At 71.9% G+C, this 23473-nt stretch carries 21 protein-coding genes and 1 pseudogene; 6 read left to right on the forward strand and 16 right to left on the reverse strand.

The features are described from left to right. Window positions 1-8: 8 nt before the first annotated feature. A complete protein-coding gene (locus OG202_RS22255; RefSeq protein WP_327729087.1) occupies window positions 9-1109 on the reverse strand; it encodes a citrate synthase 2 in 1101 nt (366 codons plus the stop codon). 213 nt (window positions 1110-1322) lie between these two features. On the opposite strand from OG202_RS22255, the gene pdxH reads away from it, so the two are divergent. Next, on the forward strand, window positions 1323-1952 hold the full coding sequence (pdxH, locus tag OG202_RS22260; RefSeq protein WP_327732202.1) for a pyridoxamine 5'-phosphate oxidase: 630 nt from the start codon (window positions 1323-1325) through the stop codon (window positions 1950-1952). Window positions 1953-2114: 162 nt separating this feature from the next. Here the strand turns inward: pdxH and OG202_RS22265 are convergent, their stop codons facing one another. From OG202_RS22265 to OG202_RS22300, 8 genes are all read right to left on the reverse strand, one after another. Further along, complete coding sequence (locus tag OG202_RS22265) at window positions 2115-2747, reverse strand: TetR/AcrR family transcriptional regulator (RefSeq protein ID WP_326581959.1); 633 nt, start codon at window positions 2745-2747, stop codon at window positions 2115-2117. Further along, window positions 2735-3472 carry an enoyl-CoA hydratase family protein gene (locus OG202_RS22270; protein WP_327729086.1) on the reverse strand — a complete coding sequence of 246 codons (738 nt, stop codon included), beginning with the start codon at window positions 3470-3472 and terminating at the stop codon, window positions 2735-2737. The genes OG202_RS22265 and OG202_RS22270 overlap by 13 nt, the downstream gene beginning before the upstream one ends. Continuing rightward, window positions 3469-5037, reverse strand: a complete 1569-nt coding sequence (locus OG202_RS22275) for a 4-coumarate--CoA ligase family protein (protein ID WP_328223409.1) — start codon at window positions 5035-5037, stop codon at window positions 3469-3471. The genes OG202_RS22270 and OG202_RS22275 overlap by 4 nt, the downstream gene beginning before the upstream one ends. 43 nt (window positions 5038-5080) lie before the next feature. Beyond that, window positions 5081-6241: an acyl-CoA dehydrogenase family protein gene (locus tag OG202_RS22280; RefSeq protein ID WP_327729084.1), complete on the reverse strand. Its 1161-nt coding sequence runs from the start codon at window positions 6239-6241 to the stop codon at window positions 5081-5083. A gap of 103 nt (window positions 6242-6344) precedes the next feature. Beyond that, on the reverse strand, window positions 6345-8210 hold the full coding sequence (locus OG202_RS22285) for an acetyl/propionyl/methylcrotonyl-CoA carboxylase subunit alpha (protein WP_328224710.1): 1866 nt from the start codon (window positions 8208-8210) through the stop codon (window positions 6345-6347). 37 nt (window positions 8211-8247) lie between these two features. Further along, on the reverse strand, window positions 8248-9846 hold the full coding sequence (locus OG202_RS22290) for an acyl-CoA carboxylase subunit beta (protein ID WP_327729082.1): 1599 nt from the start codon (window positions 9844-9846) through the stop codon (window positions 8248-8250). Next, window positions 9843-11594 (reverse strand): acyclic terpene utilization AtuA family protein, encoded by a 1752-nt coding sequence (locus OG202_RS22295; protein ID WP_328223410.1) that lies wholly within the window; start codon window positions 11592-11594, stop codon window positions 9843-9845. The genes OG202_RS22290 and OG202_RS22295 overlap by 4 nt, the downstream gene beginning before the upstream one ends. Beyond that, window positions 11591-12469: a TIGR03084 family metal-binding protein gene (locus OG202_RS22300; RefSeq protein WP_328223411.1), complete on the reverse strand. Its 879-nt coding sequence runs from the start codon at window positions 12467-12469 to the stop codon at window positions 11591-11593. Before OG202_RS22300 ends, OG202_RS22295 begins: the two co-directional genes overlap by 4 nt. 245 nt (window positions 12470-12714) lie before the next feature. Here OG202_RS22300 and OG202_RS22305 point away from each other — a divergent pair, with 245 nt between their 5' ends. Continuing rightward, window positions 12715-13668 (forward strand): EamA family transporter, encoded by a 954-nt coding sequence (locus OG202_RS22305; RefSeq protein ID WP_328223412.1) that lies wholly within the window; start codon window positions 12715-12717, stop codon window positions 13666-13668. Window positions 13669-13746: 78 nt separating this feature from the next. On the opposite strand, the gene OG202_RS22310 is transcribed toward OG202_RS22305, so the two are convergent. From OG202_RS22310 to OG202_RS22325, 4 genes are all read right to left on the reverse strand, one after another. Further along, a complete protein-coding gene (locus OG202_RS22310) occupies window positions 13747-14343 on the reverse strand; it encodes a hypothetical protein (protein ID WP_327729078.1) in 597 nt (198 codons plus the stop codon). A gap of 170 nt (window positions 14344-14513) precedes the next feature. Then, window positions 14514-15293, reverse strand: a complete 780-nt coding sequence (locus OG202_RS22315) for a GntR family transcriptional regulator (RefSeq protein ID WP_328223413.1) — start codon at window positions 15291-15293, stop codon at window positions 14514-14516. Further along, on the reverse strand, window positions 15290-15844 hold the full coding sequence (locus OG202_RS22320; RefSeq protein WP_328223414.1) for a GntR family transcriptional regulator: 555 nt from the start codon (window positions 15842-15844) through the stop codon (window positions 15290-15292). The genes OG202_RS22315 and OG202_RS22320 overlap by 4 nt, the downstream gene beginning before the upstream one ends. Window positions 15845-15898: 54 nt before the next feature. After that, on the reverse strand, window positions 15899-16162 hold the full coding sequence (locus OG202_RS22325) for a GntR family transcriptional regulator (RefSeq protein ID WP_326581948.1): 264 nt from the start codon (window positions 16160-16162) through the stop codon (window positions 15899-15901). 142 nt (window positions 16163-16304) lie between these two features. On the opposite strand from OG202_RS22325, the gene OG202_RS22330 reads away from it, so the two are divergent. The 3 genes and pseudogenes from OG202_RS22330 to OG202_RS22340 all read left to right on the forward strand — a co-directional run. Continuing rightward, window positions 16305-16613, forward strand: coding sequence for a hypothetical protein (locus OG202_RS22330; protein ID WP_327729075.1), 309 nt, complete (start codon window positions 16305-16307; stop codon window positions 16611-16613). Further along, window positions 16613-16930 carry a hypothetical protein gene (locus OG202_RS22335; protein ID WP_328223415.1) on the forward strand — a complete coding sequence of 106 codons (318 nt, stop codon included), beginning with the start codon at window positions 16613-16615 and terminating at the stop codon, window positions 16928-16930. The genes OG202_RS22330 and OG202_RS22335 overlap by 1 nt, the downstream gene beginning before the upstream one ends. A gap of 64 nt (window positions 16931-16994) precedes the next feature. Then, window positions 16995-17302, forward strand: a pseudogene (locus tag OG202_RS22340) (IS630 family transposase); the annotation flags it as partial. Window positions 17303-17334: 32 nt separating this feature from the next. Here OG202_RS22340 and OG202_RS22345 read toward each other — a convergent pair. Together OG202_RS22345 and OG202_RS22350 are read right to left on the reverse strand one after the other, a co-directional pair. Next, window positions 17335-18186, reverse strand: a complete 852-nt coding sequence (locus tag OG202_RS22345) for an ABC transporter permease (protein WP_327729074.1) — start codon at window positions 18184-18186, stop codon at window positions 17335-17337. After that, window positions 18183-19154, reverse strand: coding sequence for an ABC transporter ATP-binding protein (locus OG202_RS22350; protein WP_327729073.1), 972 nt, complete (start codon window positions 19152-19154; stop codon window positions 18183-18185). Before OG202_RS22350 ends, OG202_RS22345 begins: the two co-directional genes overlap by 4 nt. Before the next feature lie 306 nt (window positions 19155-19460). Between OG202_RS22350 and OG202_RS22355 the strand changes: the two genes are divergently transcribed. Beyond that, window positions 19461-19823 (forward strand): DUF952 domain-containing protein, encoded by a 363-nt coding sequence (locus tag OG202_RS22355; protein WP_327729072.1) that lies wholly within the window; start codon window positions 19461-19463, stop codon window positions 19821-19823. 65 nt (window positions 19824-19888) lie between these two features. On the opposite strand, the gene OG202_RS22360 is transcribed toward OG202_RS22355, so the two are convergent. Continuing rightward, entirely contained in the window at window positions 19889-23266 is a 3378-nt protein-coding gene (locus tag OG202_RS22360; protein WP_328223416.1) for an FAD-binding and (Fe-S)-binding domain-containing protein, read from the reverse strand. Window positions 23267-23473: the final 207 nt, after the last annotated feature.

Below are 23473 nucleotides of genomic sequence, written 5' to 3' on the forward strand. Positions count from 1 at the left end.
GGGAGCGGCTAGCGCGCGATGTCGCCGTAGCCCTCGATGTCCCTCGGGTCGCGCGGGCCGGGGCCGATGTAGCGGGCGGAGGGGCGGACGAGGCGGCCGGTGCGCTTCTGTTCGAGGATGTGGGCGGACCAGCCGGCCGTGCGGGCGCAGGTGAACATGGACGTGAACATGTGGGCCGGGACCTCGGCGAAGTCGAGGACGATCGCGGCCCAGAATTCGACGTTCGTGGCGAGGACGCGGTCGGGGCGGCGGGCGTGGAGTTCGGCCAGGGCGGCTTTCTCCAGGGCTTCCGCCACCTCGAAGCGGGGGGCGCCGAGGTCGCGGGCGGTGCGGCGGAGGACTCGGGCGCGGGGGTCCTCGGCGCGGTAGACGCGGTGGCCGAAGCCCATGAGGCGTTCGCCCTTGTCGAGGGCCCGCTTCACATAGGCGTCGGCGTCGCCCGTGCGTTCGATCTCCTCGATCATGCCGAGGACGCGGGAGGGGGCGCCGCCGTGGAGGGGGCCGGACATGGCTCCTACGGCGCCGGAGAGGGCCGCTGCCACGTCCGCGCCGGTGGACGCGATGACCCGTGCCGTGAAGGTGGACGCGTTCATGCCGTGTTCGGCGGCGCTCGTCCAGTACGCGTCGACCGCGGCCACGTGCTTGGGGTCGGGCTCGCCGCGCCAGCGGATCATGAACCGTTCGACGACGGACTGGGCCTTGTCGATCTCGCGCTGCGGGACCATGGGCAGGCCCTGGCCGCGGGCGGACTGGGCGACGTAGGAGAGGGCCATGACGGCGGCGCGGGCCAGGTCGGCGCGGGCCTGCTGCTCGTCGATGTCCAGGAGCGGTTTGAGGCCCCAGACCGGGGCGAGCATGGCCAGCGCGGACTGGACGTCCACGCGGATGTCGCCCGAGTGGACGGGGATGGGGAACGGCTCGGCGGGCGGCAGGCCTGGGCGGAAGGCGCCGTCGACGAGGAGGCCCCAGACGTTGCCGAAGGAGACGTGGCCGACCAGGTCCTCGATGTCGACGCCGCGGTACCGGAGTGCGCCGCCTTCCTTGTCCGGTTCGGCGATCTCCGTCTCGAACGCGATGACTCCTTCGAGTCCGGGTACGAAGTCGGACATCAGGCGGCTCCTCTTGATGTGTGCGACAGGGGGCGACCGGCGGGGGCGGCGGATGCGAGGCCCCACCGGAATGTTCCAGCACCTTACGCCTGAGTGCCAGGTTTGGGGAGGGCGCGCGGCACTCAGTGCCACCAGCCTTCCGGTCGGCCGTCGATACGGCAAGATGACCGCGTGAACGATCCCGGCCTGGAACCCGTGCCCGACCCCGCTCTCATGCGCAAGCAGTACCGTGCCGAAGGGCTCGACGAGAGCGAGCTGGCCGGTGATCCGATGGAACAGTTCGGGCGGTGGTTCTGGCAGGCCGCGCAGGAGGGGGCGGTCTACGAGCCGAACGCCATGGTGGTGTCGACGGCGGACGCCGAGGGGCGCCCCGGTTCTCGTACGGTGCTGATGAAGGCGTACGACGCGCAGGGCTTCGTCTTCTACACCAACTACGACTCCCGCAAGGCCCGTGACCTGGCGGAGAACCCGCATGTCTCGCTGCTCTTCCCGTGGCACGCGCTCGCCCGGCAGGTGATCGTGACGGGTACGGCGCGGCGGACCGGGCGGGACGAGACGGCGGCGTACTTCCGGACCCGGCCGCATGGTTCGCAGCTCGGCGCGTGGGCCAGCGCGCAGTCCTTGGTGATCTCCTCGCGGGCCGAACTGGACGCCGCGTACGAGGAGTTGCACACCCGCTATCCGGAGGGTGAGCAGGTGCCGGTGCCGCCGAACTGGGGTGGTTTCCGGGTGGCGCCGCGGAGTGTGGAGTTCTGGCAGGGGCGGTGGAACCGGCTGCACGACCGGCTGCGGTACGTGGCGGAGCCGGACGGGTCGTGGCGGGTGGAGCGGCTGAGTCCGTGATTCGGTGGAACGGCTCGGTCCGTGACTCGGAGGAGCGGCTCGGTCCGTGACTCGGAGGAACGGCTCGGTCCGTAACTCGGAGGAACGGCTCGGTCCATGACTCGGAGGAACGGCTGAGTCCGTGACCTCGGCGGGGCGGCTGTGTCCGTAGGGACCGGTCGGTCAGCCGAGTACGTCGTCCAGCAGCGCCGCCCACTGGGCCACCACCTTCGCGCGGCGGCCCGTGTCGTCGGTGAGGAGGTTGGCGAGGCCGAGGCCCCGGGCCATGTCAAGGAGGCCCTGGACGGATTCGCGGACGCCGGGGACGGTCTCGTCGGCGCGGAGGAGGTCGACGGCGATGCGGTGGGTCTCGCGGCCGACGCGGGCTTCCAGTTCGGTGACGCGGGGGCGGAGCTGGTCCTCGTTGGAGGCGGCGACCCAGAGGTGGAGGGCGGCGCGGAAGAGGGGGCCGGTGTAGAGGTCGACGATGGCGGCGACGACGGCCCGGCGGTCGGCGGGGCCCTCGGGGAAGAGGGCGCGCAGGGCGAGGGAGCGCTCCTCGGCGACGTATTCGACGGCGGCGGTGAACAGGTCCTCGCGGGTGCGGAAGTGGTGTTGCGCGGCGCCCCGGGAGACGCCGGCGCGTTCGGCGACGACGGAGACGGTGGAGCCGGCCCAGCCGTGTTCGGCGAGGCAGGACACGGCGGCTTCCAGGAGGCGTTTGCGGGTGACCCGGCTGCGGTCCTGTTTGGGGCCCCGGTCGGCCACCGTGCCGGTGTCCTCGGTCGTGTCGTCCGCCGTGTTCACAACACCCATCCCGGTTCCCGTCTTTCGAGGAAGGCCGTCATGCCCTCGCGGGCGTCGGCGGAGGCGAACAGCCGGGACGAAATCCGGGTCAGTTCGCCCGCGTCCAGGTCGAAGTTCTCCAGCACCTTAGCCGTGAGCAGGTGTTTCGTCTCCGCCAGGGCCCGCGGGGAAGCGCGGCGCAGTCCGTCGAGGATGGGTTCGAGCAGGTCGTCGACGTCGGCGCCGGCGGTGGTGAGGAGGCCGATGCGGGCGGCTTCGGCGGAGTCGAACCTCTCGCCGGTGAGGGAGTAGCGGGCGAGGGCGCGGGGGTCGGTGCGGGGGCGGAGGGTGAGGGTGATGACGGCGGGGGCGACGCCGATGCGGACCTCGGTGAGGGCGAAGGTGGCCTCGGGTCCGGCGGCGGCGATGTCGCAGGCGCCGAGCAGGCCGAGGCCGCCCGCCCGGACGTGTCCGGTGACGCGGGCGACGACGGGTTTGGGCAGTTCGAGGAGCCGGCGGAGGAGATCGACGAGGGCTTGCGGGTCGGGTGGGTCACGCAGGTCGGCGCCGGCGCAGAAGGTGTTTCCGGTGTGGGTGAGGACGACGGCCCGTACGGTGTCGTCCTTGCCGCACCGGTCGAGGGTGTCGTGGAGTTCGGCGACGAGGGCGGCGGAGAGGGCGTTGCGGTTGGCCGGGGAGTCGAGGGTGAGGGTGGTGACGCCCCGGTGGTGGGCGTGCTGGATCAGGTCGGTCACAGGCGCTCCCTGAGTTCGCGGCGGAGTATCTTCCCGGACGCCGCGCGGGGCACCTCGGCGACGAAGGTGACGTGGCGGACGCGTTTGTAGGGGGCGACGCGTTCGGCGACGTACATCATGACCTCGCCCTCGGAGAGTTCGGGCGCCGTGGGCCGGCGGGCGACGAAGGCGTGCGGGACCTCGTTGCCGTCGTCGTTGTAGTGGCCGATGACGGCGGCGTCGGCGATGCCGGGGTGGGTGACGAGGAGGGCTTCGAGTTCGGCGGGGGCGACCTGGAAGCCCTTGTACTTGATCAGTTCCTTGACCCGGTCGACGACGTACAGCCAGCCGTCGGCGTCGGTGTGGCCGACGTCGCCGGTGAAGAGCCAGCCGTCGGCGTCGATCATGTCGGCGGTGGCCTCGGGGCGGCCCAGGTAACCCTTCATGACCTGGGGGCCGCGGATGACGATCTCGCCCTGTTCGCCGACGCCGACGTCCTTGCCGGGGTCGTCGAGGGAGACGATCCGCATCTCGGTGCCGGCGATGAGCTTGCCGACGGTGCCGGGGGGCGCGGTGGCGGCCTGGGTGAGGGGGACCAGGTGGGAGCAGGGGGAGAGTTCGGTCATGCCGTAGCCCTGGACGACGGGCGGCAGGCCGAGGCGGGCGGAGCAGGCGGCGGCGAGCTTCGCGTCGAGGGGTGCGGCGGCGGAGAGGATGTGCCGGACCGTCGAGAGGTCGTAGCGCTCGGCGGCCGGGTGCTTGGCGAGGGCGAGGACGATCGGCGGGGCGACGTAGAGGTGTGTGATGCGGTACTTGGCGATGGCCGCGAGGTAGACCTCCAGGTCGAAGCGGGGCAGGACGACGACCGTGGCGCCGAGCCGCAGCGGGGCGTTCATCAGGGCAGTGAGCCCGTAGATGTGGAAGAACGGGAGTACGGCGAGGATGCGGTCGCCGGGGGCGGCCGGCATGACCGGTTCGAGCTGGGCGAGGTTGGTGGCGATGGACCGGTGGGTGAGCATGACGCCCTTGGGGACGCCGGTCGTGCCGGAGGAGTACGGGAGGGCCGCCAGGTCCGTCACCGGGTCGATGTCGACGGCGGGTTCGGGCGCGGCGGAGGCGAGCATGTCGATCAGCGAACGGTGGCCGGGGGCGCTGTCGCAGACGAAGATCTCCCGTATGCCGCCGACACGTTCGGCGGCGGCGCGGGCGGTCTCGAGGAGGGGTGAGACCGTGACGATCCAGGTCGCCCCCGAGTCCCGCAGTTGTGTGGCCAGCTCGCCCGGGGTGGCCAGCGGGTGCACGGTGGTGACCGTGGCGCCCGCGCGCGTGGCCGCGTAGAACGCGGTCGGGTAGGCGATCGTGTTGGGGCTGTGCAGGGCGAGAACGTCTCCCTTGCGGACGCCCGCCTCGGCGAACGCGGCCGCGAGACGCCGGTGGAAGCGGTCCACCTGTTCGTAGGTGAGGGTCGTGCCGTCGACGCCGTCGATCAGCGCGGGCAGGTCGCCGAACTCGGCGGCGCGGCCCAGGACGACGTCGTGGATGGGGAGTTCGAGGGGCGGGACGTCTGCGTACTCGCTGCGGAACATGGTTCCTCCTCGCGTGCCGGCTCGTACGGCCGCGTTCGACGGCTCAGTACGACTTCGGCAGGCCCAGGGTCTGGTGGGAGACGTAGTTGAGAATCATCTCCCGGCTCACCGGTGCGATACGAGACACGCGGGCGGCCGTTATCAGCGAGGCGAGACCGAACTCGTGGGTCAGGCCGTTGCCGCCGAGGGTGTGCACGGCCTGGTCGACGGCCTTCACGCAGGCCTCCCCCGCCGCGTACTTGGCCATGTTGGCGGCCTCGCCCGCCGCCGCGTCGTCGCCCGCGTCGTAGAGGTGGGCCGCCTTCTGCATCATCAGGCGGGCCAGTTCGAGTTCGATGTGCGACTGGGCGAGGGGGTGGGCGATCGCCTGGTGGGCGCCGATGGGCTGCCGCCATACGGTGCGGTCGCGGGCGTAGTCGACGGCCTTGGCGAGGGCGTACCTGGCCATGCCGATCGCGAAGGCGGCCGTCATGATCCGCTCGGGGTTGAGGCCGGCGAAGAGCTGGAGGAGACCGGCGTTCTCGTCGCCGACCAGGGCGTCCGCGGGAAGCCGGATGTCGTCGAAGGAGAGCTCGAACTGCTTCTCGGCGGCGCGGAGTTCCATGTCGATCTGGCGGTACTCGAAGCCGGGGGTGTCCGTGGGGACGATGAAGAGGCAGGGCTTGAGGCTGCCGGTGCGGGCGTCTTCGGTGCGGCCGACGATGAGGACGGCGTCCGCCCTGTCGACGCCGGAGATGAAGACCTTGCGGCCGGTGAGCAGCCAGTCGCCTCCGTCGCGTCGGGCCGTGGTGGTGATGCGGTGGCTGTTGGAGCCGGCGTCGGGTTCGGTGATGCCGAAGGCCATGAGGCGGGTGCCGTCGGCTATGCCGGGGAGCCAGGCCTGTTTCTGGGCTTCCGTGCCGAAGCGGGCGATCACCGTGCCGCAGATCGCCGGGGAGACCACGAGCATGAGGAGGGGGCAGCCCGCGGTGCCGAGTTCTTCGAGGACGATGGAGAGTTCGGCTATGCCGCCGCCTCCGCCTCCGTACTCCTCGGGGAGGTTGACGCCGAGGTAGCCGAGTTTGGCTGCCTCGGACCAGAGTTCGTCGGGGTGGCGGCCCTCTTTGTCGACCGTGGCTATGTATGCACGGCCGTAGCGCTTTCCGAGGGCGGAGACGGCGGCTCGTAGGGCCTTGTGTTCTTCGGATTCCAGGACGGGGGTCATGGGGGCTCCTGAGGGGAGGGTGCGTCTGCCGTTGGGAGGTGCGGGTGGGTTGTGGCTGGTCGTGCCCGCGCGGCGGAGCCGCATATCGATACGGCCCGCGCCCCTAGCGGAGTTCGGCTTGCACTACGGCCAAAAGGGCGCCCATCTCGACCTGTTGGCCGACCGTCGCGTGCAGGGCGGTCAGCGTGCCCGTCGTCGGGGCCGTGATCTTGTGTTCCATCTTCATCGCCTCCAGCCAGAGGAGGGGTTGGCCGGCCTGTACGGCTGCGCCCGGCTTCAGGCCCTCCGCCACGCGGACGACCGTGCCCGGCATGGGGGCCAGCAGAGAGCCCGGGGTCTGTTGGGTGGTGGGGTCGGGGAAGCGGGGGAGGGCGGTGAGGTGGGTGGTGTTGACGTAGCGGTGGGGGCCGTGGCGTGCCACCTCGAACTTCCGTCGTACGCCGTCCACTTCGAGGACGACGAGGTGGGCGTCGGCGTGGACGACCGTCACTCCGTCGGCCTCCGGGCCGGTGCGGGTGTGGCGGTACGTCGCCTCGTGTTCCTCGGCCGCCCTCGCGTAGCGCCTGGTCCGTGGCTGTGAGGGCACGTTGCGCCAGCCGCCGAAGCGCGGGTCGCCTTCGGTGGCGGCGTCGGCGAGGGCGGCGGCCAAGGGGGCGTACGGGTCCGGAGTGGGGCTGGTCAGGTCGGCGAGGTGGCGGTCGTAGAAGCCCGTGTCCATGCGGGCCGTCGTGAACTCCTCGTGGCGCAGGGAGCGGACCAGGAGGTCGCGGTTGGTGGTCGGGCCGTGGAGGGTGGCCCGGTCCAGGGCGGCGGCCAGGCGGCGGATCGCCTCCGCCCGGGTGGGGGCGTGGGCGATGACCTTGGCGAGCATGGGGTCGTAGTGGACGCCGATGTCGTCGCCGTCGGCGTAGCCGGTGTCCAGGCGGACCCCCCGAGAGACGTCCTCGGGGAGGGCGAGGCGGTGCAGCGTGCCGGTCTGCGGGGTCCAGTGCCGCGCCGGGTCCTCGGCGTACAGGCGGGCCTCGACCGCGTGGCCACGCGCGCGCGGGGGATCGGCCGGGAGGGCGTGGCCCTCGGCGACGCGGATCTGTTCGGCGACGAGGTCGAGGCCGAAGACGGCCTCGGTCACCGGGTGTTCGACCTGGAGGCGGGTGTTCATCTCCAGGAAGTGGGCCTTGCCGTCGGCGACGAGGAACTCCACCGTGCCCGCGCCGACGTAGGAGACGGCTCGGGCGGCGCGGACGGCCAGCGTGTGGAGTTCGTCGTTGAGTTCTGCGGAGAGGGCGGGGGCCGGGGCCTCCTCGACGACCTTCTGGTGGCGGCGTTGGAGGGAGCAGTCGCGGGTGCCGAGGGGCCAGATCGTGCCGTGGGTGTCGGCGAGGATCTGGACCTCGACGTGCCGGCCGTTCTCCACGTACGGCTCGACGAAGATCTCGCCGTCACCGAAGGCGCTCGCGGCCTCGGCGCGGGCGCTCTCCAGGGCGGCGTCCAGATCGTCGAGCCGGCGTACGACGCGCATGCCTCGTCCGCCGCCGCCGGCCGCCGCCTTCACCAGGACCGGCAGGTCGTTCTCGGTGACCTCGGTGAGGGGTTCGACGCCCATCAGTTCCTTGGCGCGTGTCTTGGACGCCATCGCCTCGACGGCTTCGGGCGGCGGTCCGATCCACACCAGGCCCGCGTCGAGGACCTGGCGGGCGAAGTCGGCGTTCTCGGAGAGGAATCCGTAGCCGGGGTGGACCGCGTCGGCGTCGGCCGCGAGGGCGGCCTTCACGATCAGGTCGCCGCGCAGGTAGGTGTCCGCGGGGGCCGCGCCCGGCAGCCGTACGGCCCTGTCGGCCACGCGTGAGTGAAGGGCGTGCTCGTCGGCGTCGGAGTGCACGGCGACCGTCTGGATTCCCAGCTCACGGCAGGTGCGGAAGATCCGGCAGGCGATCTCGCCCCGGTTGGCGACGAGAACAGAAGTGATCACTGATGTCACTGGTGTCAATGGTGGTTCCTCACGTTCCTTACATCCGGAAGACGCCGAAGCCACCGCGTGCGCCCTCGTAGGGCGCCGTGTGGATCGCGGACAGGCACAGGCCGAGGACGGTGCGGGTGTCGCGGGGGTCGATGACCCCGTCGTCGTAGAGCCGCCCCGACAGGAACATCGGCAGGGACTCGGACTCGATCTGCTGCTCCACCATCGCGCGCAGCGCGGCGTCCGCGTCCTCGTCGTACGGCTGCCCCTTCGCCGCCGCCGACTGGCGGGCGACGATCGAGAGCACGCCCGCCAGCTGCTGCGGGCCCATCACCGCCGACTTGGCGCTGGGCCAGGCGAAGAGGAAGCGGGGGTCGTAGGCCCGGCCGCACATGCCGTAGTGACCGGCGCCGTAGGAGGCGCCCATCAGGACGGAGAGATGGGGGACCTTCGAATTGCCGACCGCGTTGATCATCATCGCGCCGTGTTTGATGATGCCGCCCTGCTCGTACTCCCTGCCGACCATGTAGCCGGTGGTGTTGTGGAGGAAGAGGAGGGGGATGTCGCGCTGGTTGGCGAGCTGGATGAACTGGGCCGCCTTCTGCGACTCCTCGCTGAAGAGGACCCCTTGGGCGTTGGCGAGGATGCCGACCGGGTAGCCGTGGAGGCTCGCCCAGCCGGTGGCGAGGCTGGTGCCGTAGAGGGGCTTGAACTCGTCGAAGTCGGAGGCGTCGACGATCCGGGCGATCACCTCGCGGGGGTCGAAGGGCACCTTCAGATCGCCGGGGACGATCCCCAGCAGTTCCTCCGGGTCGTACTTCGGGGGCGCGGCCGGGGCCGGATCGGCGTACGCCTTGCGGTGGTTGAGGCGGGCGACGACACGGCGGGCCTGGCGGAGGGCGTCCTGCTCGTCGACGGCGAAGTGGTCCGCGAGGCCCGACACGCGCGCGTGCATCTCGGCGCCGCCCAGCGACTCGTCGTCGCTCTCCTCGCCGGTGGCCATCTTCACGAGCGGCGGCCCGCCGAGGAACACCTTCGCCCGCTCCTTGACCATGATCACGTGGTCGGACATCCCGGGGATGTAGGCCCCGCCGGCGGTGGAGTTGCCGAAGACGACGGCGATGGTGGGGATGCCGGCGGCGGAGAGCCGGGTGAGGTCGCGGAAGATCGCGCCCCCGGGGATGAAGATCTCCTTCTGGGACGGCAGGTCCGCGCCGCCGGACTCCACCAGGCTGATGCAGGGCAGGCGGTTGGCGAGCGCGATGTCGTTCGCCCGCAGGGCCTTCTTCAGGCTCCACGGGTTGCTCGCGCCGCCGCGTACGGTCGGGTCGTTCGCGGTGATCAGGCACTCGACGCCCTCGACGGTCCCGATGCCGGTGACAAGGGAGGCCCCGACCGTGTACTCGCTGCCCCAGGCGGCGAGCGGGGACAGTTCGAGGAAGGGCGTGTCGGGGTCCAGCAGCAGTTCGATGCGCTCGCGGGCGAGCAGCTTTCCACGCTTCCGGTGCCGGGCGATGTACTTCTCGCCGCCGCCCGCGAGGGCCTTCGCGTGCTCGGCGTCGACTTCGGCGAGCCGGGCGAGCATGGCCTCGCGGTTCGCGGTGTGGTCGGGGGCGCCCGGGTCGAGGGCGGAGCTGAGGACAGTCAAAGGAGGCTCTCCGGTATGTCCAGGTGACGGGAGCGCAGCCATTCGCCGAGGGCCTTGGCCTGGGGGTCGAAGCGGGCTTGCGAGGCGACGCCCTCGCCGAGGATGCCGACGATCTCGAAGTTGAGGGCGCGGAGGTTGGGCAGGACGTGCCGGACGACGGTCAGGTCGGCTGTCTCCGGGAGGAGTTCGCGCAGGCGGTCGGTGGTGAGGGTGTGTGCCAGCCACCGCCAGGCGTCGTCCGTACGGGCCCAGAGGCCGATGTTGGCGTCGCCTCCCTTGTCGCCGCTGCGGGCTCCGGCGACGAGGCCGAGGGGCGCGCGCCGCAGCGGTCCGGGGGGCAGCGGCTCCGGGAGGGGCGGCTCGTCGACCGGTCGCGGTACGAGGGTGTCGTCGGCCGGGGGCACGGGGAGCCGGCGGCCGTCGTGGAGGACCGCCGTGTGCGGGACGGTGCCCCGGTCGACGTAGGCCGCCTCGAACACCCCGTAGGGCGCGCCCTTTCCCGGTGGGGCCAGGACGTGGAAGCCGGGGTAGCTCGCGAGGGCCAGCTCCACGGCGGCTGCGCCGAGGGTGCGGCCGACGGCGTTCTGGTCGGGGTCACGGACGACGACCCGGAGGAGGGCGCTGGCGGTCTCCTCGGTGCGGGCGTCGGGGTGGTCGGTCCGCACCAGCTCCCAGTCCACGTGCTCCGGGCGGTACTTGGCGGCGGCGAGGGCGGTCTCCAGCTGGTCGCGGACGAGGGCGGCCTTGCGCTCGATCTCCAGGCCGGTCAGGACGAAGGTGACCTCGTTGCGGAACCCGCCGAGGCGGTTGAGCCCGACCTTGAGGGTGGGGGGCGGGGCCTCGCCGCGGACGCCCTCGACGCGGACGCGGTCGGGGCCGTCCTGGGTGAGCCTGATCGTGTCGAGGCGGGCGGTGACGTCGGGGCCCGCGTACCGGGCGCCGCCCGTCTCGTAGAGGAGCTGGGCGGTGACCGTGCCGACGTCGACGAGGCCGCCGGTGCCGGGGTGCTTGGTGATGACGGCCGTTCCGTCGGCGTGGAGTTCGGCGAGGGGGAAGCCGGGGTGCCGGAGGCCGGCCGGGCCCGGCGCACGGGCCCCGTGGAGGTCGTGGGCCCCGTGCGCCCCGTGGACCTCGTGGAAGAAGGCGTAGTTGCCGCCGGTGGCCTGGGCCCCGCACTCCAGCACGTGCCCGGCGACGACGGCGCCCGCGAGGCGGTCGTACTCCCCCGGGCCCCAGCCGAAGTGGGCGGCAGCGGGCCCGGTGACCAGGGCCGCGTCCGTCACCCGGCCGGTGACCACGATGTCGGCGCCCTCCCGCAGACAGGCCGCGATCCCGAAGCCGCCGAGGTAGGCGTGGGCGGCGAGGCTGCCGGGGTGGAGCGCGGTGAGGTCGTCGCCCTCGACATGGGCGACGCGGACGGGGATACCAAGCCGGTCCGCCAACTCCCTTACGGCGTCGGCGAGTCCGGCGGGGTTGAGGCCGCCCGCGTTGGCGACGATCCGCACGCCGCGCTCGTGAGCGAGGCCGAGGCACTCCTCCAGCTGGCGGAGGAACGTGCGCGCGTACCCGGCGGTGCGGTCGGTGGGGTTCTTCAGGCGGTCGCGACCGAGGATGAGCATGGTCAGCTCGGCGAGGTAGTCGCCGGTGAGGACGTCGAGTTCGCCGCCGGTGAGCATCTCGCGCATCGCGTCGAAGCGGTCGCCGTAGAAGCCGGAGGCGTTGCCTATGCGGAGGGGGGCCGCCGTCATCGGGAGGCCCGCTTCGCTCCCGCAGCCTTGTCGGCTCCCGCAGCCTTGTCGGATCCCCCAGCCTTGTCGGCTCCCTCGACCGCTTCGGCTCCCTCGGGTGCGCGTCCCGGCCCGGGTGGGCCGGCGAAGGCCTGGGCGATGTCCAGCCAGCGGTCGGCGTCGGAACCCTCGGCGTGGAGGGCGAGGTCGGCGCGGTGGGCGCGCTGGGTGACCAGGAGGCAGAAGTCGAGGGCGGGGCCGCTGACGCGGTCGGTCGCGTCCTCGGGGCCATAGGTCCACAACTCGCCGGCGGGGCTGGTGAGTTCGACGCGGAACTCCTCGAAGGGCGGGGTGAGTCCGTGCACGCCGAAGGCGAAGTCACGGGTGCGGATACCGAGTCGGGTGATGTGCCGGAGCCGGTCGCCGGGGGCGATCCGGGGGACGCCCAGGGCGTCGGCGACGTCCAGTCCGTGGGCCCAGGTCTCCATGAGGCGGGCGGTGGCCATGGAGGCGGTGGACATGGGCGGGCCGTACCAGGGGAACCGCGCGCCCTCGGGTGCCGCGCGCAGGGCACCCTCCAGGGCCTCGCGCCCGGCCCGCCAGTCCGCGAGCAGTCGCGCGGGCGGCTTCCCGGCCCCCTCCTCCGCGCCGCTGTCCACGAAGTCCCCGGGCGAGGTCAGCGCGCTCTCGACCTCACGGGCGAAGGCGTCCTGGTCGGTCACCGCCAGCACCGAGGAGTGGTCGGTCCAGGCGAGATGGGCGATCTGGTGGGCGACGGTCCAGCCGGGGGCGGGCGTCGCAAGCGCCCACCGTTCCGGGCTCAGCTCGGCCACGAGCAGGTCGAGTGCCTCGCTCTCGGCACGGAGATCGTCGATGACGGGCGTGGGGTCGGCCATGGGGGGAGCATGGCAGCGGAATCATAAACAAGCAAGCGTGCTTGGATTTTTTTGGCGGCGAAACGAGGGCGACCTCCGGGGCCATCCACCAAGACCTCGGCGACGCCAGCGTAAGCTCCAAAATTGATTACGGACCTGACTTAGTCCATTGCTTTGAACTATCCAGTCCCTCATACTGAACGAAGCACGCCACCACCCCCTCCCTCTCCCCGCTCCCCGCTCCCCGCTCTTCCTGGACGGCCCCCGTGACACTCCCCAGCGCTGACCAGTCCGCGCCCGCCGCCGCGACGGCGCCATCGACCGGCCTCACCTCCGGCGGCTCCCGCGCCCCCCGTCGTCCGGGTTCCCTCGGGCCGGTGGGGCTGGTGCTGGCCGGTGGGATATCCGTGCAGTTCGGCGGGGCGTTGGCGGTGACACTGATGCCGCGGACCGGGGCGCTCGGGGTGGTGACGCTGCGGCTCGCGGTGGCCGCGCTGGTGATGCTGGTGGTGTGCCGCCCCCGGCTGCGCGGGCACTCGCGCACCGACTGGGGCACGGTGATCGTCTTCGGTGTCACGATGGCCGCGATGAACGGCCTCTTCTACCAGGCCCTCGCCCGCATCCCCCTCGGCCTCGCCGTGACCCTGGAAGTGCTCGGCCCACTGGCGCTCTCCGTCCTCGCGTCCCGCCGAGCGGTGAACGTGGTCTGGGCCGGGCTGGCGCTCTGCGGCGTGTTCCTCCTCGGAGGAGGCGGAGGCTTCGCCGACCTCGACCCGCTCGGCGTCGCCTTCGCCCTCGCCGCCGGGCTGATGTGGGCCCTGTACATCGTCTTCAGCGCGCGCACGGGGAGGCGGTTCCCGCAGGCCGACGGGCTGGCGCTGGCCATGGCCGTCGCTGCGGTGCTGTTCCTGCCGCTGGGGATCGTCGAATCGGGGGCGCGGCTCGTCGACCCGACGACGATCGCCCTGGGCGCCGCCGTCGCCGTACTGTCCTCCGTCCTCCCCTACACCCTCGAACTCCTCGCCCTGCGCCGCCTGCCCGCCTCCACCTTCGCGGTCCTCATGAGCCTGGAGCCCGCGATCGCCGCCACCGCCGGCTTCCTGATCCTCGACCAGGCCCTCTCCGCCCTCGAAGCCCTCGCGATCGCGCTGGTCATCGGGGCGAGCATGGGGGCGGTGCGGACGCAGGCGGGGCGGGGGAAGATGGAGGTTCCGGGGTAATCGGGGCGACCGGGGCGACCGGAGCGACCGGGGCGAGGACAGTCCGGACCTCGCCCCGGGCCCCTGCCCGTGATCGCGTCAGCTCACCACGCCGCCCGGCACGAAGTGGACCGGGATGTACTGGTCGTACAGCCGCTCGTTCGTCGCCGTGAAGTCGGCGCGGGTGACGATGGCGCAGCGTACGGTCTCGCCGCACACCTTGCCGTCCGCGATCTCGGGCCGGAGGTTCAGCGTCGTACGGAACCTGCCGCCCTTCTCGTACGGGAGGGTGATGCCCGGCGTCCCCGTCCCCGTGTCGGTGATCCGGCGCGACGACCCGTCCTGCGCGTCACGGCCGGGCAGACAGGGGCCGGGGAGTGTGGTGTACGTCGAGGGGTCGCCGACCCTGACTCCGTCCGGGATCACGCAGAAGGCGAGGAAGATGCCCTGCGCGCGGTTGTATCCGGCGCCCTTGACGTTGACGGTGCCGCCGGTGGCGGGCAGGACGACGGGGCCGGCTTTCAGCCGCAGCCGGAAGGTGTCGCCGTCGGCGGTGGTGACGGTCCGCTGGGCCTTGCCGGTCAACGGAGTCGCGGCAGCCGTTCCCGCCAGCGGAACCACGGCGGCGAGCCCGGCGGCGATGACGGCGAGCGCGCCGCGCAGCAGGTTCCTGGGCCTCGGGGTGGGGGGTGTCATGAGGCGGAGGCCATCCCTTTCACTTATGTATTACTTGAGATCTGAAGTTCTTGATCCCATGCCTAAAACACGACTGGCCAGTAGGCAACGCCGACCAAAGCCCTTCACACTTCACCCACCGGACCGCCACAGCGGTGAGCCTGGGGTCCGTGGCCCATGGGTCGTACAGGTCACTCAGGCGTGAACTCGTACTCCAACTCGTAGAGATGGCCCGCCTTCACCATGACCGTCGCCTCGATGGGACGTTCATCGTCGCTGTAGACGACGCGAAGGGTACGCAGCACTGGCAGGCTGCCGGGAAGGTTCAGCGCCTGGTACTGGTCCTGGGTGGGAATCCTCGCGGAGACGCGGTCCACACTGCGCCGGGGTGGATAACCCAGGTCCGCGAGAAGGGTGGGAGTGCCGCCCCTGATCTTGCGACGATCCATCATCGCCGTATCTCGGACGATGTCCAACGGGTAGTACGACCGCACAAGTTCAGCGGGCTCGTCGTCGATGAGGAGCAGCTGGCAGCGGAGCAGCGCCAAGCCGCCCTCAGGTAGACCGAGGGCCGCACGGATGTCGGCGGGCGGACGGCACTCGACCACATCCAGCAAGTCACTGCGGGCACTCGTGCCGTGCTTGGCCGCTTCGGTGAGCCAGCGGTAGGGCTCCCCGGGCACCGCAGGTGCCATGAATGCGGCGGGCCGCATCGTGCGCTGGCGGTGTTCCCGGACGGTGACCGCGGCTCCGGCCCGCCCCACCACCAGGCCCTCGCCCTTGAGGAGTTGGAGTGCCTTCTGCACGGTGGCGTTCGAGGCGTCGAAGCGGGTCTTGAGGTGGGTGGTGGAGGGCAGCTTGGATCCGGGCGGGAGTTCGCCGCTCATGATGTCGTCGCGCAGGTCGGCCGCGATGCGCTCATGGAAGGAGCGGCGGTCGGAGGCGTCGGGTTCGGCCTTGGGCATCGTCATCCGACTCCGTTGTCGATCGCGATCTCGTAGCGCAGTCGCTGGCGCCTCGCCGGCATCACCATGCGGTCGACCTGGATCGGGCGGTCGTCGCGGTCGAGGGTGACCCTGGTCAGCCGGAGCACCGGTTCTCCCGGCGCGGTCCGGAGGGTCTCCCGCTCCTCGTCGTCCGGGAGGTCGGCTGTCACGTCCTCGCGAACGAGGCTGGCGACATGGCCCAGTTGGGCGAGCAACGTGACCGCACCGCCGGGAATCTTGGCGGTTCCGGCGAGACGGGTGCCGCGGGCGATGCCGACCGGATAGTAGGTGTCGGTCAGTTCGTTCGGCTGGTCGTCGAGGAGGATCAGGCGGCGGCGTACGACGACCGGCTCACCCTCGGCCAGCCCGAACAGCCCCGCAACCTCGGCGGGCGCCGCCACCTCACCGGCGTACAGAATCCGCTGGGTGCCCCGGCGCCCCTGGGCCGCCGCGTCCGCGCCCCAGGCATCGCCCTGCCCCTTCTCCCGCGGCGTCAGATACGGCATCGAGGTGCTGACCCAGCTGTTCGCGCTCACGGAGCCTCCCGGACGACCGACTTCTCTGCGAACCCTGCCGCACTCAGTCCGGGACTATGCCTCCCGCTGCTCCGGGGACCCCTCCGACCGCTCGGCGACGAAAGACCCGAGACCGACCTCGGCTCGGATCAAGCCCTCCGCCTTCAGGTGGGCCAGCGCCTTCTGCGCCGTCGAGGTCGCGATGCCGAACTCGGCGGCCAGTTCGACGACGGACGGCACGCGGGCGCCCACCGGGTACTCGCCACTGACGATACGGGCCCCTATGGCTGCGGCGACCTGCCGCCAGACGGGTCGGGTGCGGTCGAGCTCGGTACTCATGCGGTGGACGCTAAAACTCTGCGGTAGACCGCGCGACCGCAGTAGACTGCGGTAGACCGCGAAGGCAGTGCAGAAAACCCCCGCGACGGGTGGAGCCGTCCGGGGGCGCGGTCATCAGCGAACTGTGAACGGAGCCAATGACATGTCCGACCTTATCGGTCGCCTTCTCACCTGGGTGGGCTTGTTCCCCAGGCCGCGCGGCAGGCATCGAGCCTCCGCCCTCAGCCAACGTCTCGCACCGACCGCCCCACCCCCTGCGCTGGACGCCTCGCTCCCCGCCCACCGCAGCCCATACGGCCTCGACACCCCCATCGACGGCGCCGCCACCATCGCCGTGCGCCCGTACGTCGCCGCCCACGAGCAATGGCAGCGACACCGAGAAGTGGTCATGGCGGCCATGGGATTCGACGTGCCTGGCCCGTACTGGATCCGCGAAACGGAGGTCGCGTGATGGAAGCAGAAGCAGAGCCCGAAGCCGAGGCGTTCGAACCGAGAGCAGACGTACGCCTGCTGCCCTGGGCCGGCCTCGAAGGCAAGCCCTGTTACCTCATCACCGACGACCAAGGCGGACCGATCTCCCGTCTCGCCGACAGCACCGAATCCATCCAGCTCGGCATGGGCACGGAACTCCTCGCCCACGCCCAGAACCTGCTCCCGGACACCCCTCGCGGCGAACTCCGTTTTCTGGCCGAGCGGTTGGCCGAGGCCCTCGGCGACGCACTCCGGGTCGCCGAGAGTCGTGGTCGGCGGTTGCGGCGGCTCAACTGAGGACAGGAGGGGTGAGGACGGCGGGCCCGTTCCTGCCGCCCTCGAACGGCGGGGCCCCTGTTTCGCCCACACCGGCGCGGACATCCGCCGCTGGGCGAAGAAGAACAAGGTCGAGCCGAGCTTCACCCCGACCTACGCCTCCTGGGCCAACCCATCGAGGCGCACTTCGGCCCGCTGCGGCAGTTCACCCTGACCAACTCCAACGATCCGGACCACACGGCGCAGACCCGGGCCTCGCACCGCTACCTGCGCTGGCGCAACGCGAACGCCCGCCACCCCGACGTGCTCGCCGCCCAGCGCAAGGAACGCGCCCGCATCCGCAGCGAGAAGGGCGTCCGCTGGGGCGGACGCCCTCTGCCCAACGCGGCCTGACCAGGAGCCGGGTTGGCATCCCCGGCACATCACTAACCGACCCGCTGCATCGCCTTCCGGTGCCGTTCCGCCATCGCGGCCCCGGACTCGCGGCGGGCCATCCTGCGCAGGACGGATGGTGCGAGGAGCAGCCCGGCGACTGCCCAGGCGCCCAGCACGCCCGCTGTCTCCAGGTGCCGCCAGGACTCGCCGATCTCGGCGGCGACCGCATCGGCCGGCAGCAGCGCCGAGCGGAGACCGAGGCCGAGCCAGTACACGGGGAAGATCTGCCCGACGGTCTGCAGCCACTGGGGCAGCTCGGACAGGGGGAAGTAGATCCCGGAGATCACGATGAGTCCCATCACCGGGAGCATCAGCAAGCCGACGGTGCGCGGACTGCTGACCAGTGAGCCGATGACGGCGCCGATCGGCAGGGTCGCCAGGAGACCCAGCGGCATCACCCACACCAGCGTCAGCAGCGCTCCGCCGCCCTGCCGGGCCACCCCGTCCACCAGGAACATGCCGACGGCGAAGGGAAGGGCCATGGAGAGTAGAGCCGTGCCCGACACCATGATGATCTTGCCGACCAAGTGGCCGACCATGCCGTGCGGCACGGCCTTGGCCCGCAGCAGGGTGCCGTCCTCGCGTTCGGTCGCGAGCAGCTGTGCCGTGGTCATCATGCCGGTGAACGCGAGCGTCATGCCCATCATGCTCGGCAGCATGAACGCGCCGGTCGAGATGCCGGCGCCCTTCAGCGGGTCGTCCTTGAGCAGGAACAGAGGCACGAGGAGCATGACCGTCCAGAGTACGTAGCCGAACACGTCCTGGCCGGTGGTGAGGGTCTGCCGGAGTTCGGTCCAGCCGCGCCGCACTCCCACTCCCGCCGCGTACCACAGCGGACTCATCGCGATCCCTCCCCGAAAGCGTGCACCGCCCGCTCAGCGGGAGCGTTCCCCGCCTCGATCTCCCGCACCATCGTCAAGTAGGTGTCCTCCAGGCTCGCCCGGCGCACCTCCAGCCCGCCGATCGTCTCGCCGTGCTCCTCGAACAGCCGACGGACGAACCGGGTGGGCTCGGCCGTCGCCTCCTCGAAGGGCCGCCCGTCCCGCGTCCAGCGCACAGTGGCCTCGGCCGATGCCTGCCGCGACAGCTCCTCGGCCGACCCATCGGCCACGATCCGGCCGCCGGCCAGAATCAGGATCCGGTCGGCGAGCCTCTCCGCCTCGGCAAGGTCGTGCGTGGTCAGCAGAACAGTGGTGTTCTCGTCCGCCAGCCCGCGTACCAGGCCGTGGAACTCGTTCCTCGCCTCCGGGTCCAGACCCGCCGTCGGCTCGTCCAGAAACAACACCTCAGGCCTGCCTACGATGCCGACGGCCACGTCGAAACGCCTGCGCTGCCCGCCGGACAGAGTTCCGACCCGCTTGTCCGCCTGCTCGGTCAGCCCCACGGCGGCGAGGAGCTCGTCAACGTCCCACGGCCGCCGTACGAGGGCCGTGGAGTACGGCGCGTAGTACGAGCCAAGGTGGTTGAGCAGTTCCCGCACCCGCCACTTGCCGTGGTCACGCCAGGACTGCAACACGATGCCCAGGCGCGCACGCCACCGCTCGTCCCCGCCAGCCGGATCAGCGCCGAGGACGGTCACGTCACCGGCCGAGCGCATCCGGAAGCCTTCCAGGACCTCGATCGTGGTCGTCTTGCCCGCGCCGTTCGGGCCGAGCAGCAGGACGACTTCGCCGCGCCGGGCCGTGAAGCCGACACCCTTCAACACGTCCTGGCTGCGGTAGCGCATCCGCAGATCCCGTACGTCGATGACCGTGTCGCTCTCTGGCGGTGGGCTGCTCCCAACCCCGGATAAGCCGTGAGCGGTCGTCATCTGTGCTCCCCCGTCCGTCTCGTGGTCCGTCCTGTGGGATCAGGGGCCGGAGGCCGTGCCGACGTCCGTGGTCATGGGACGTGTCTCCGGCTGTTGCTGCCGTTGCCACCTGGCAGCAGCCGTTCGGGCCCTCCCGGACGAACACATTACCGAACGGCTCAGGTATCTCATCCTGGTCCACCGACCCGGCGAAGGTTCCCGGTCAGAGCATGAGGCGGCGGCCCTGAATCGATCAAGGTCGGTGGCCGGGCGCCCGCCGTCGCGGCCGTCGGGCGCTGCTGTACGAGCAGGCTGTATAAACAGCCTGTGATCTACCACGTCGTATCCCTTGATGCCTGGAACGCCCGACCCGAGCGGCCGTACGCCCCCGCGTCGCTCCCGGAGGACGGTTTCGTCCACTGTTCTCCGGATGAGGCGACGACTCTGGCCGTCGTCAACGCCTTCTACCGGGACGCGCCGAGGCCGTTGCACGTGCTGGTCATCGACGAGGAGCGGCTGCAGGCCAGGGTGGAGTTCGAGGCGGCCGCTCCCGCTCCGCCTCCGGGAGTCGGGGCGGACGTGCTGTTCCCCCATGTGTTCGGGCCCCTCGACCGTGACGCCGTCGTGCGGGTCCTGGAGATCCGGTGGGACGAGGAGGGCCGGGCGGCGGGGCTCGGGGCGGACCACTGAGCAGGCGACGCCCGTTCCGCAAAACCAGCACCGAAGCGCCCGTTTCCGGACCTTCTTCGAAGCGGTCACCGGGAGGGCTCGTCAGACGGCTCCTCCCTCACCACCCCCTCGGCCCGCTCCAGTCCCTCCGCCAGCACCTCGGCCAGGTGCGCCCCCCGCCTCCCCGCCAGCTGCTCCAGCTGGGTCCGGCAGGAGAAGCCGTCCGCCAGGACGAGCGCGTCGTCGGCCGCCTGCCGTACGGCCGGGAGGAGTTGGTCCTCCGCGCAGGCGGCGGAGACGTCGTAGTGGCCCTTCTCGAAGCCGAAGTTGCCGGCGAGGCCGCAGCAGCCACCGCTGAGGTCGCCGGTGAGTCCGGCGGCGGCGCGGAGGCGGCGGTCGGGGGCGTCGCCCAGTACCGCGTGCTGGTGGCAGTGGGTCTGGCCGACGACCGGGCGGTCGACGGCGGGCGGGGTCCAGTGCGGGGCGTGGCGTTCGAGTGCTTCGGCGAAGGTGATGACAGAGGCGGCGAGTCGGTGGGCCCTCGGGTCGTCGGGAAGGAGTTCGGGGAGGTCGGTGCGGAGCGTCGCCGCGCAGCTCGGTTCGAGGACGACGACGGGGAGGGGAGGTGGGGCGAGGTCCGGGTCCTCGGCCGGCGGCCGCTGCGGGACGGGGTTCAGGAACACGTCGAGGATGTCGAGCGTGCGGCGCAGCACCGCGCGGGCCCGGTCGAGCTGGCCCGTCGAGATGTACGTCAGACCGCAGCAGACCCGGCCCTGCCGCATCGCGAACAGGGCCCGGGTCAGCCTCAGCTGGGTGAGGGCGACCTCCTCGCCCGCCTCGGCCCTCCGCGCCCAGGCCGGCTTCCGCTTCATCCACAGCGTCGGCGGCACGATCACGTGCAGCCCGGCCGCCTCCAGCACCCGTAGCGCCGCCTGTCCCACGGACGGCGAGAGGTACTCCGTGAAGGTGTCCGTCCACAGGAGCACGGTCGTGGGCGCCTCGTACGTCTCATCATCGCCGCCGTCGTCGCCCTCGCCGCCGTCGTCGTCGCCCTCGTCGTCCTCGTCGTCCCTGTCATCCTCGTCGTCCCTGTCGTCCCCGCCGTCCCCGCCGTCCCCGCCGTCCCCGTCCTCGCCGAGGTCCGCGAGAGCGCCCTCCCCCTCGGAATCACCCACGCCCTCGACATCGCCGACGCGCTCGGAGTCCCCGTCGATGCCCGCCCCCTCCTCCGCCTCGGCCACCGCTTTCACCTCAGCCACGGCCGCCGCCTCCTCCCGCTTCGCCCGCTCCCTGAGCATCCCCTCGTACCACCGCGTGAACGGCACCCTCGCCAGCCGAGGCAGCTCCCGCTCCCCCGCGATCCCGCCCAACCGTTTCGCCACCCCCGCCAAAGGGCGCACACCGGCGAGGAAGTTGACGAGTCCTGCCGTGCGCGTACGGGCGACCAGGCGGAGCCACAGCGGCAGCCACCCCATCGCGTAGTGGGCGGCCGGGCGGCGGCGGCCGGTGTAGTGGTGGTGGAGGAACTCCGCCTTGTACGTGGCCATGTCGACGCCGACCGGGCAGTCGGAGCGGCAGCCCTTGCAGGACAGGCAGAGGTCGAGGGCGTCCCGCACCTCGGTCGAGCGCCAGCCGTCGGTGACCACCTCGCCGGCCAGCATCTCGTGCAGGAGGCGGGCCCGGCCCCGGGTGGAGTGCTCCTCCTCGCCCGTGGCACGGAAGGAGGGGCACATGACGGCTCCGGACGCCGGACTCACCTCGGTCGTACGGCACTTCGCGACGCCCACGCAGCGCCGAACCGCCGCCGAGAAGTCCCCGCCGTCGTCCGGGTACGCGAACTCCACCGGCACGGGCGTACGCGGGAGGACCGCGAAGCGCAGGTTCGAGTCCAGCGGCGCGGGGCGGACGAGCATGCCGGGGTTCAGGAGGTCGTCCGGGTCCCAGACGCCCTTGACCTGCTCGAACAGCCGGACCATCGCGGTGCCGTACATCGTCGGCAGGAGTTCGGCGCGGGCCTGGCCGTCGCCGTGTTCGCCGGAGAGGGAGCCGCCGTGCGAGGTGACCAGTTCGGCCAGTTCCTCGGAGAAGCGGCGGAAGCGGGCGATGCCCGTCGGTGTCAGCAGGTCGAAGTCGATGCGGACGTGGATGCAGCCGTCGCCGAAGTGGCCGTAGGGCGTGCCGCGCAGGTCGTGGGCGCGCAGCAGACCCCGGAAGTCGCGGAGGTACGCGCCGAGTCGGGCGGGCGGTACCGCGCAGTCCTCCCAGCCGGGCCAGGCCTCGCTGCCGTCCGGCATCCGGGTCGCCGTACCGCTCGCGTCCTCCCGGATGCGCCACAGCGCGCGCTGGCCGGCGGCGTCCGTCACCACGAGGGAATCCACGAGCGCGCCGTCGGCCTCCGCCGCGCGGACGAGCGCGCCGGCGTGCGCCCGTGCCTCGGCGGCCGTGTCGCCGCCCGTCTCCACGAACAGCCAGGCCCCGCCCGCCGGGAGGCCGACCGCGCCGGGCGGCACGAGGTCCGCGGCCATGCCCTCCACCGTGAGCGGGCCGTGCGGCAGCAGACCAGGGGCCGCCTCGGCCGCCGCGCTCTCGTCGGCGTACGCCAGGACGGCGAGGGCACGCGCGCTTGGGGCCTCGACGAGGCGGACGACCGCTTCCGTGAGCACCCCGAGCGTGCCCTCGGAGCCGCAGAAGGAGCGGGCCACATCCGCGCCGTTCTCCGGGAGGAGGGCGTCGAGGGCGTACCCCGAGATGCGGCGGGGGAGGTCGGGGAAGCCGGTGCGCAGGCGGGCCAACTCCCGCTCCACCAGGGGGCGGAGGCCGTCCGGCGCCCCGGACCAGCCCTGCCCGGGCCGCAGCGCGTGGCCTCTCCCGTCGAGCACGGACAGTTCGCGCACGCTGTCGGCCGTCGTGCCCCAGGCGACCGAGTGCGAGCCGCAGGAGTTGTTGCCGATCATGCCGCCGAGGGTGCAGCGGCTGTGGGTGGACGGGTCGGGGCCGAAGCGCAGGTGGTGCGGGGCGGCGGCCTCCTGGAGGCGGTCCAGGACGAGGCCGGGCTGGACGACCGCCGTACGCGCCTCGGGGTCGAGGGAGACGAGCCGGTTCATGTGGCGGGTGAAGTCCAGGACGACGCCCGTGCCGGTGGCCTGCCCGGCGATCGACGTGCCGCCTCCGCGTGCCACGACCGGGACGCCGTGTTCCCGGCACACGGACAGGACGGCCGCCACGTCGTCCGCGTCCCGGGGCGCGACCACGCCCAGCGGCACGCGCCGGTAGTTGGAGGCGTCCATCGTCGTCAGCGCGCGGGCGGTCACGTCGAAGGCGGCCTCGCCGCGCACGCCCGCCGCCCGCAGCGCGTCCGACAGCGCGCCCCGCAGCTTCGCCGTGTCCGCGTCACCTACCGCACCACCTGCCGCGTCCCGCGCGCTCGTGTCCCCCCGGCCCGTCGTACCCCCGAGTTCCGTCATGCGTCCCAGGATGCACCCGACCACTGACAGTGACCGTGAGGTGACGGAGTGGCCGGTGGCCAGGCGGCGCGCCGCCCACCGGGCAGGTTGGCCGGATTCCGGAGAGCTAACCGGAAACCGGCCAACCACCGTCACGAACTCCCATATAGTGACGGCCAATTGAGCACCAGACGTCGCTTCTCGTTCAGGGACCGACCGAGTTACCGC

Origin of the sequence: Streptomyces sp. NBC_00310 (genome assembly GCF_036208085.1) — a bacterium.
Lineage (GTDB): Bacteria > Actinomycetota > Actinomycetes > Streptomycetales > Streptomycetaceae > Streptomyces.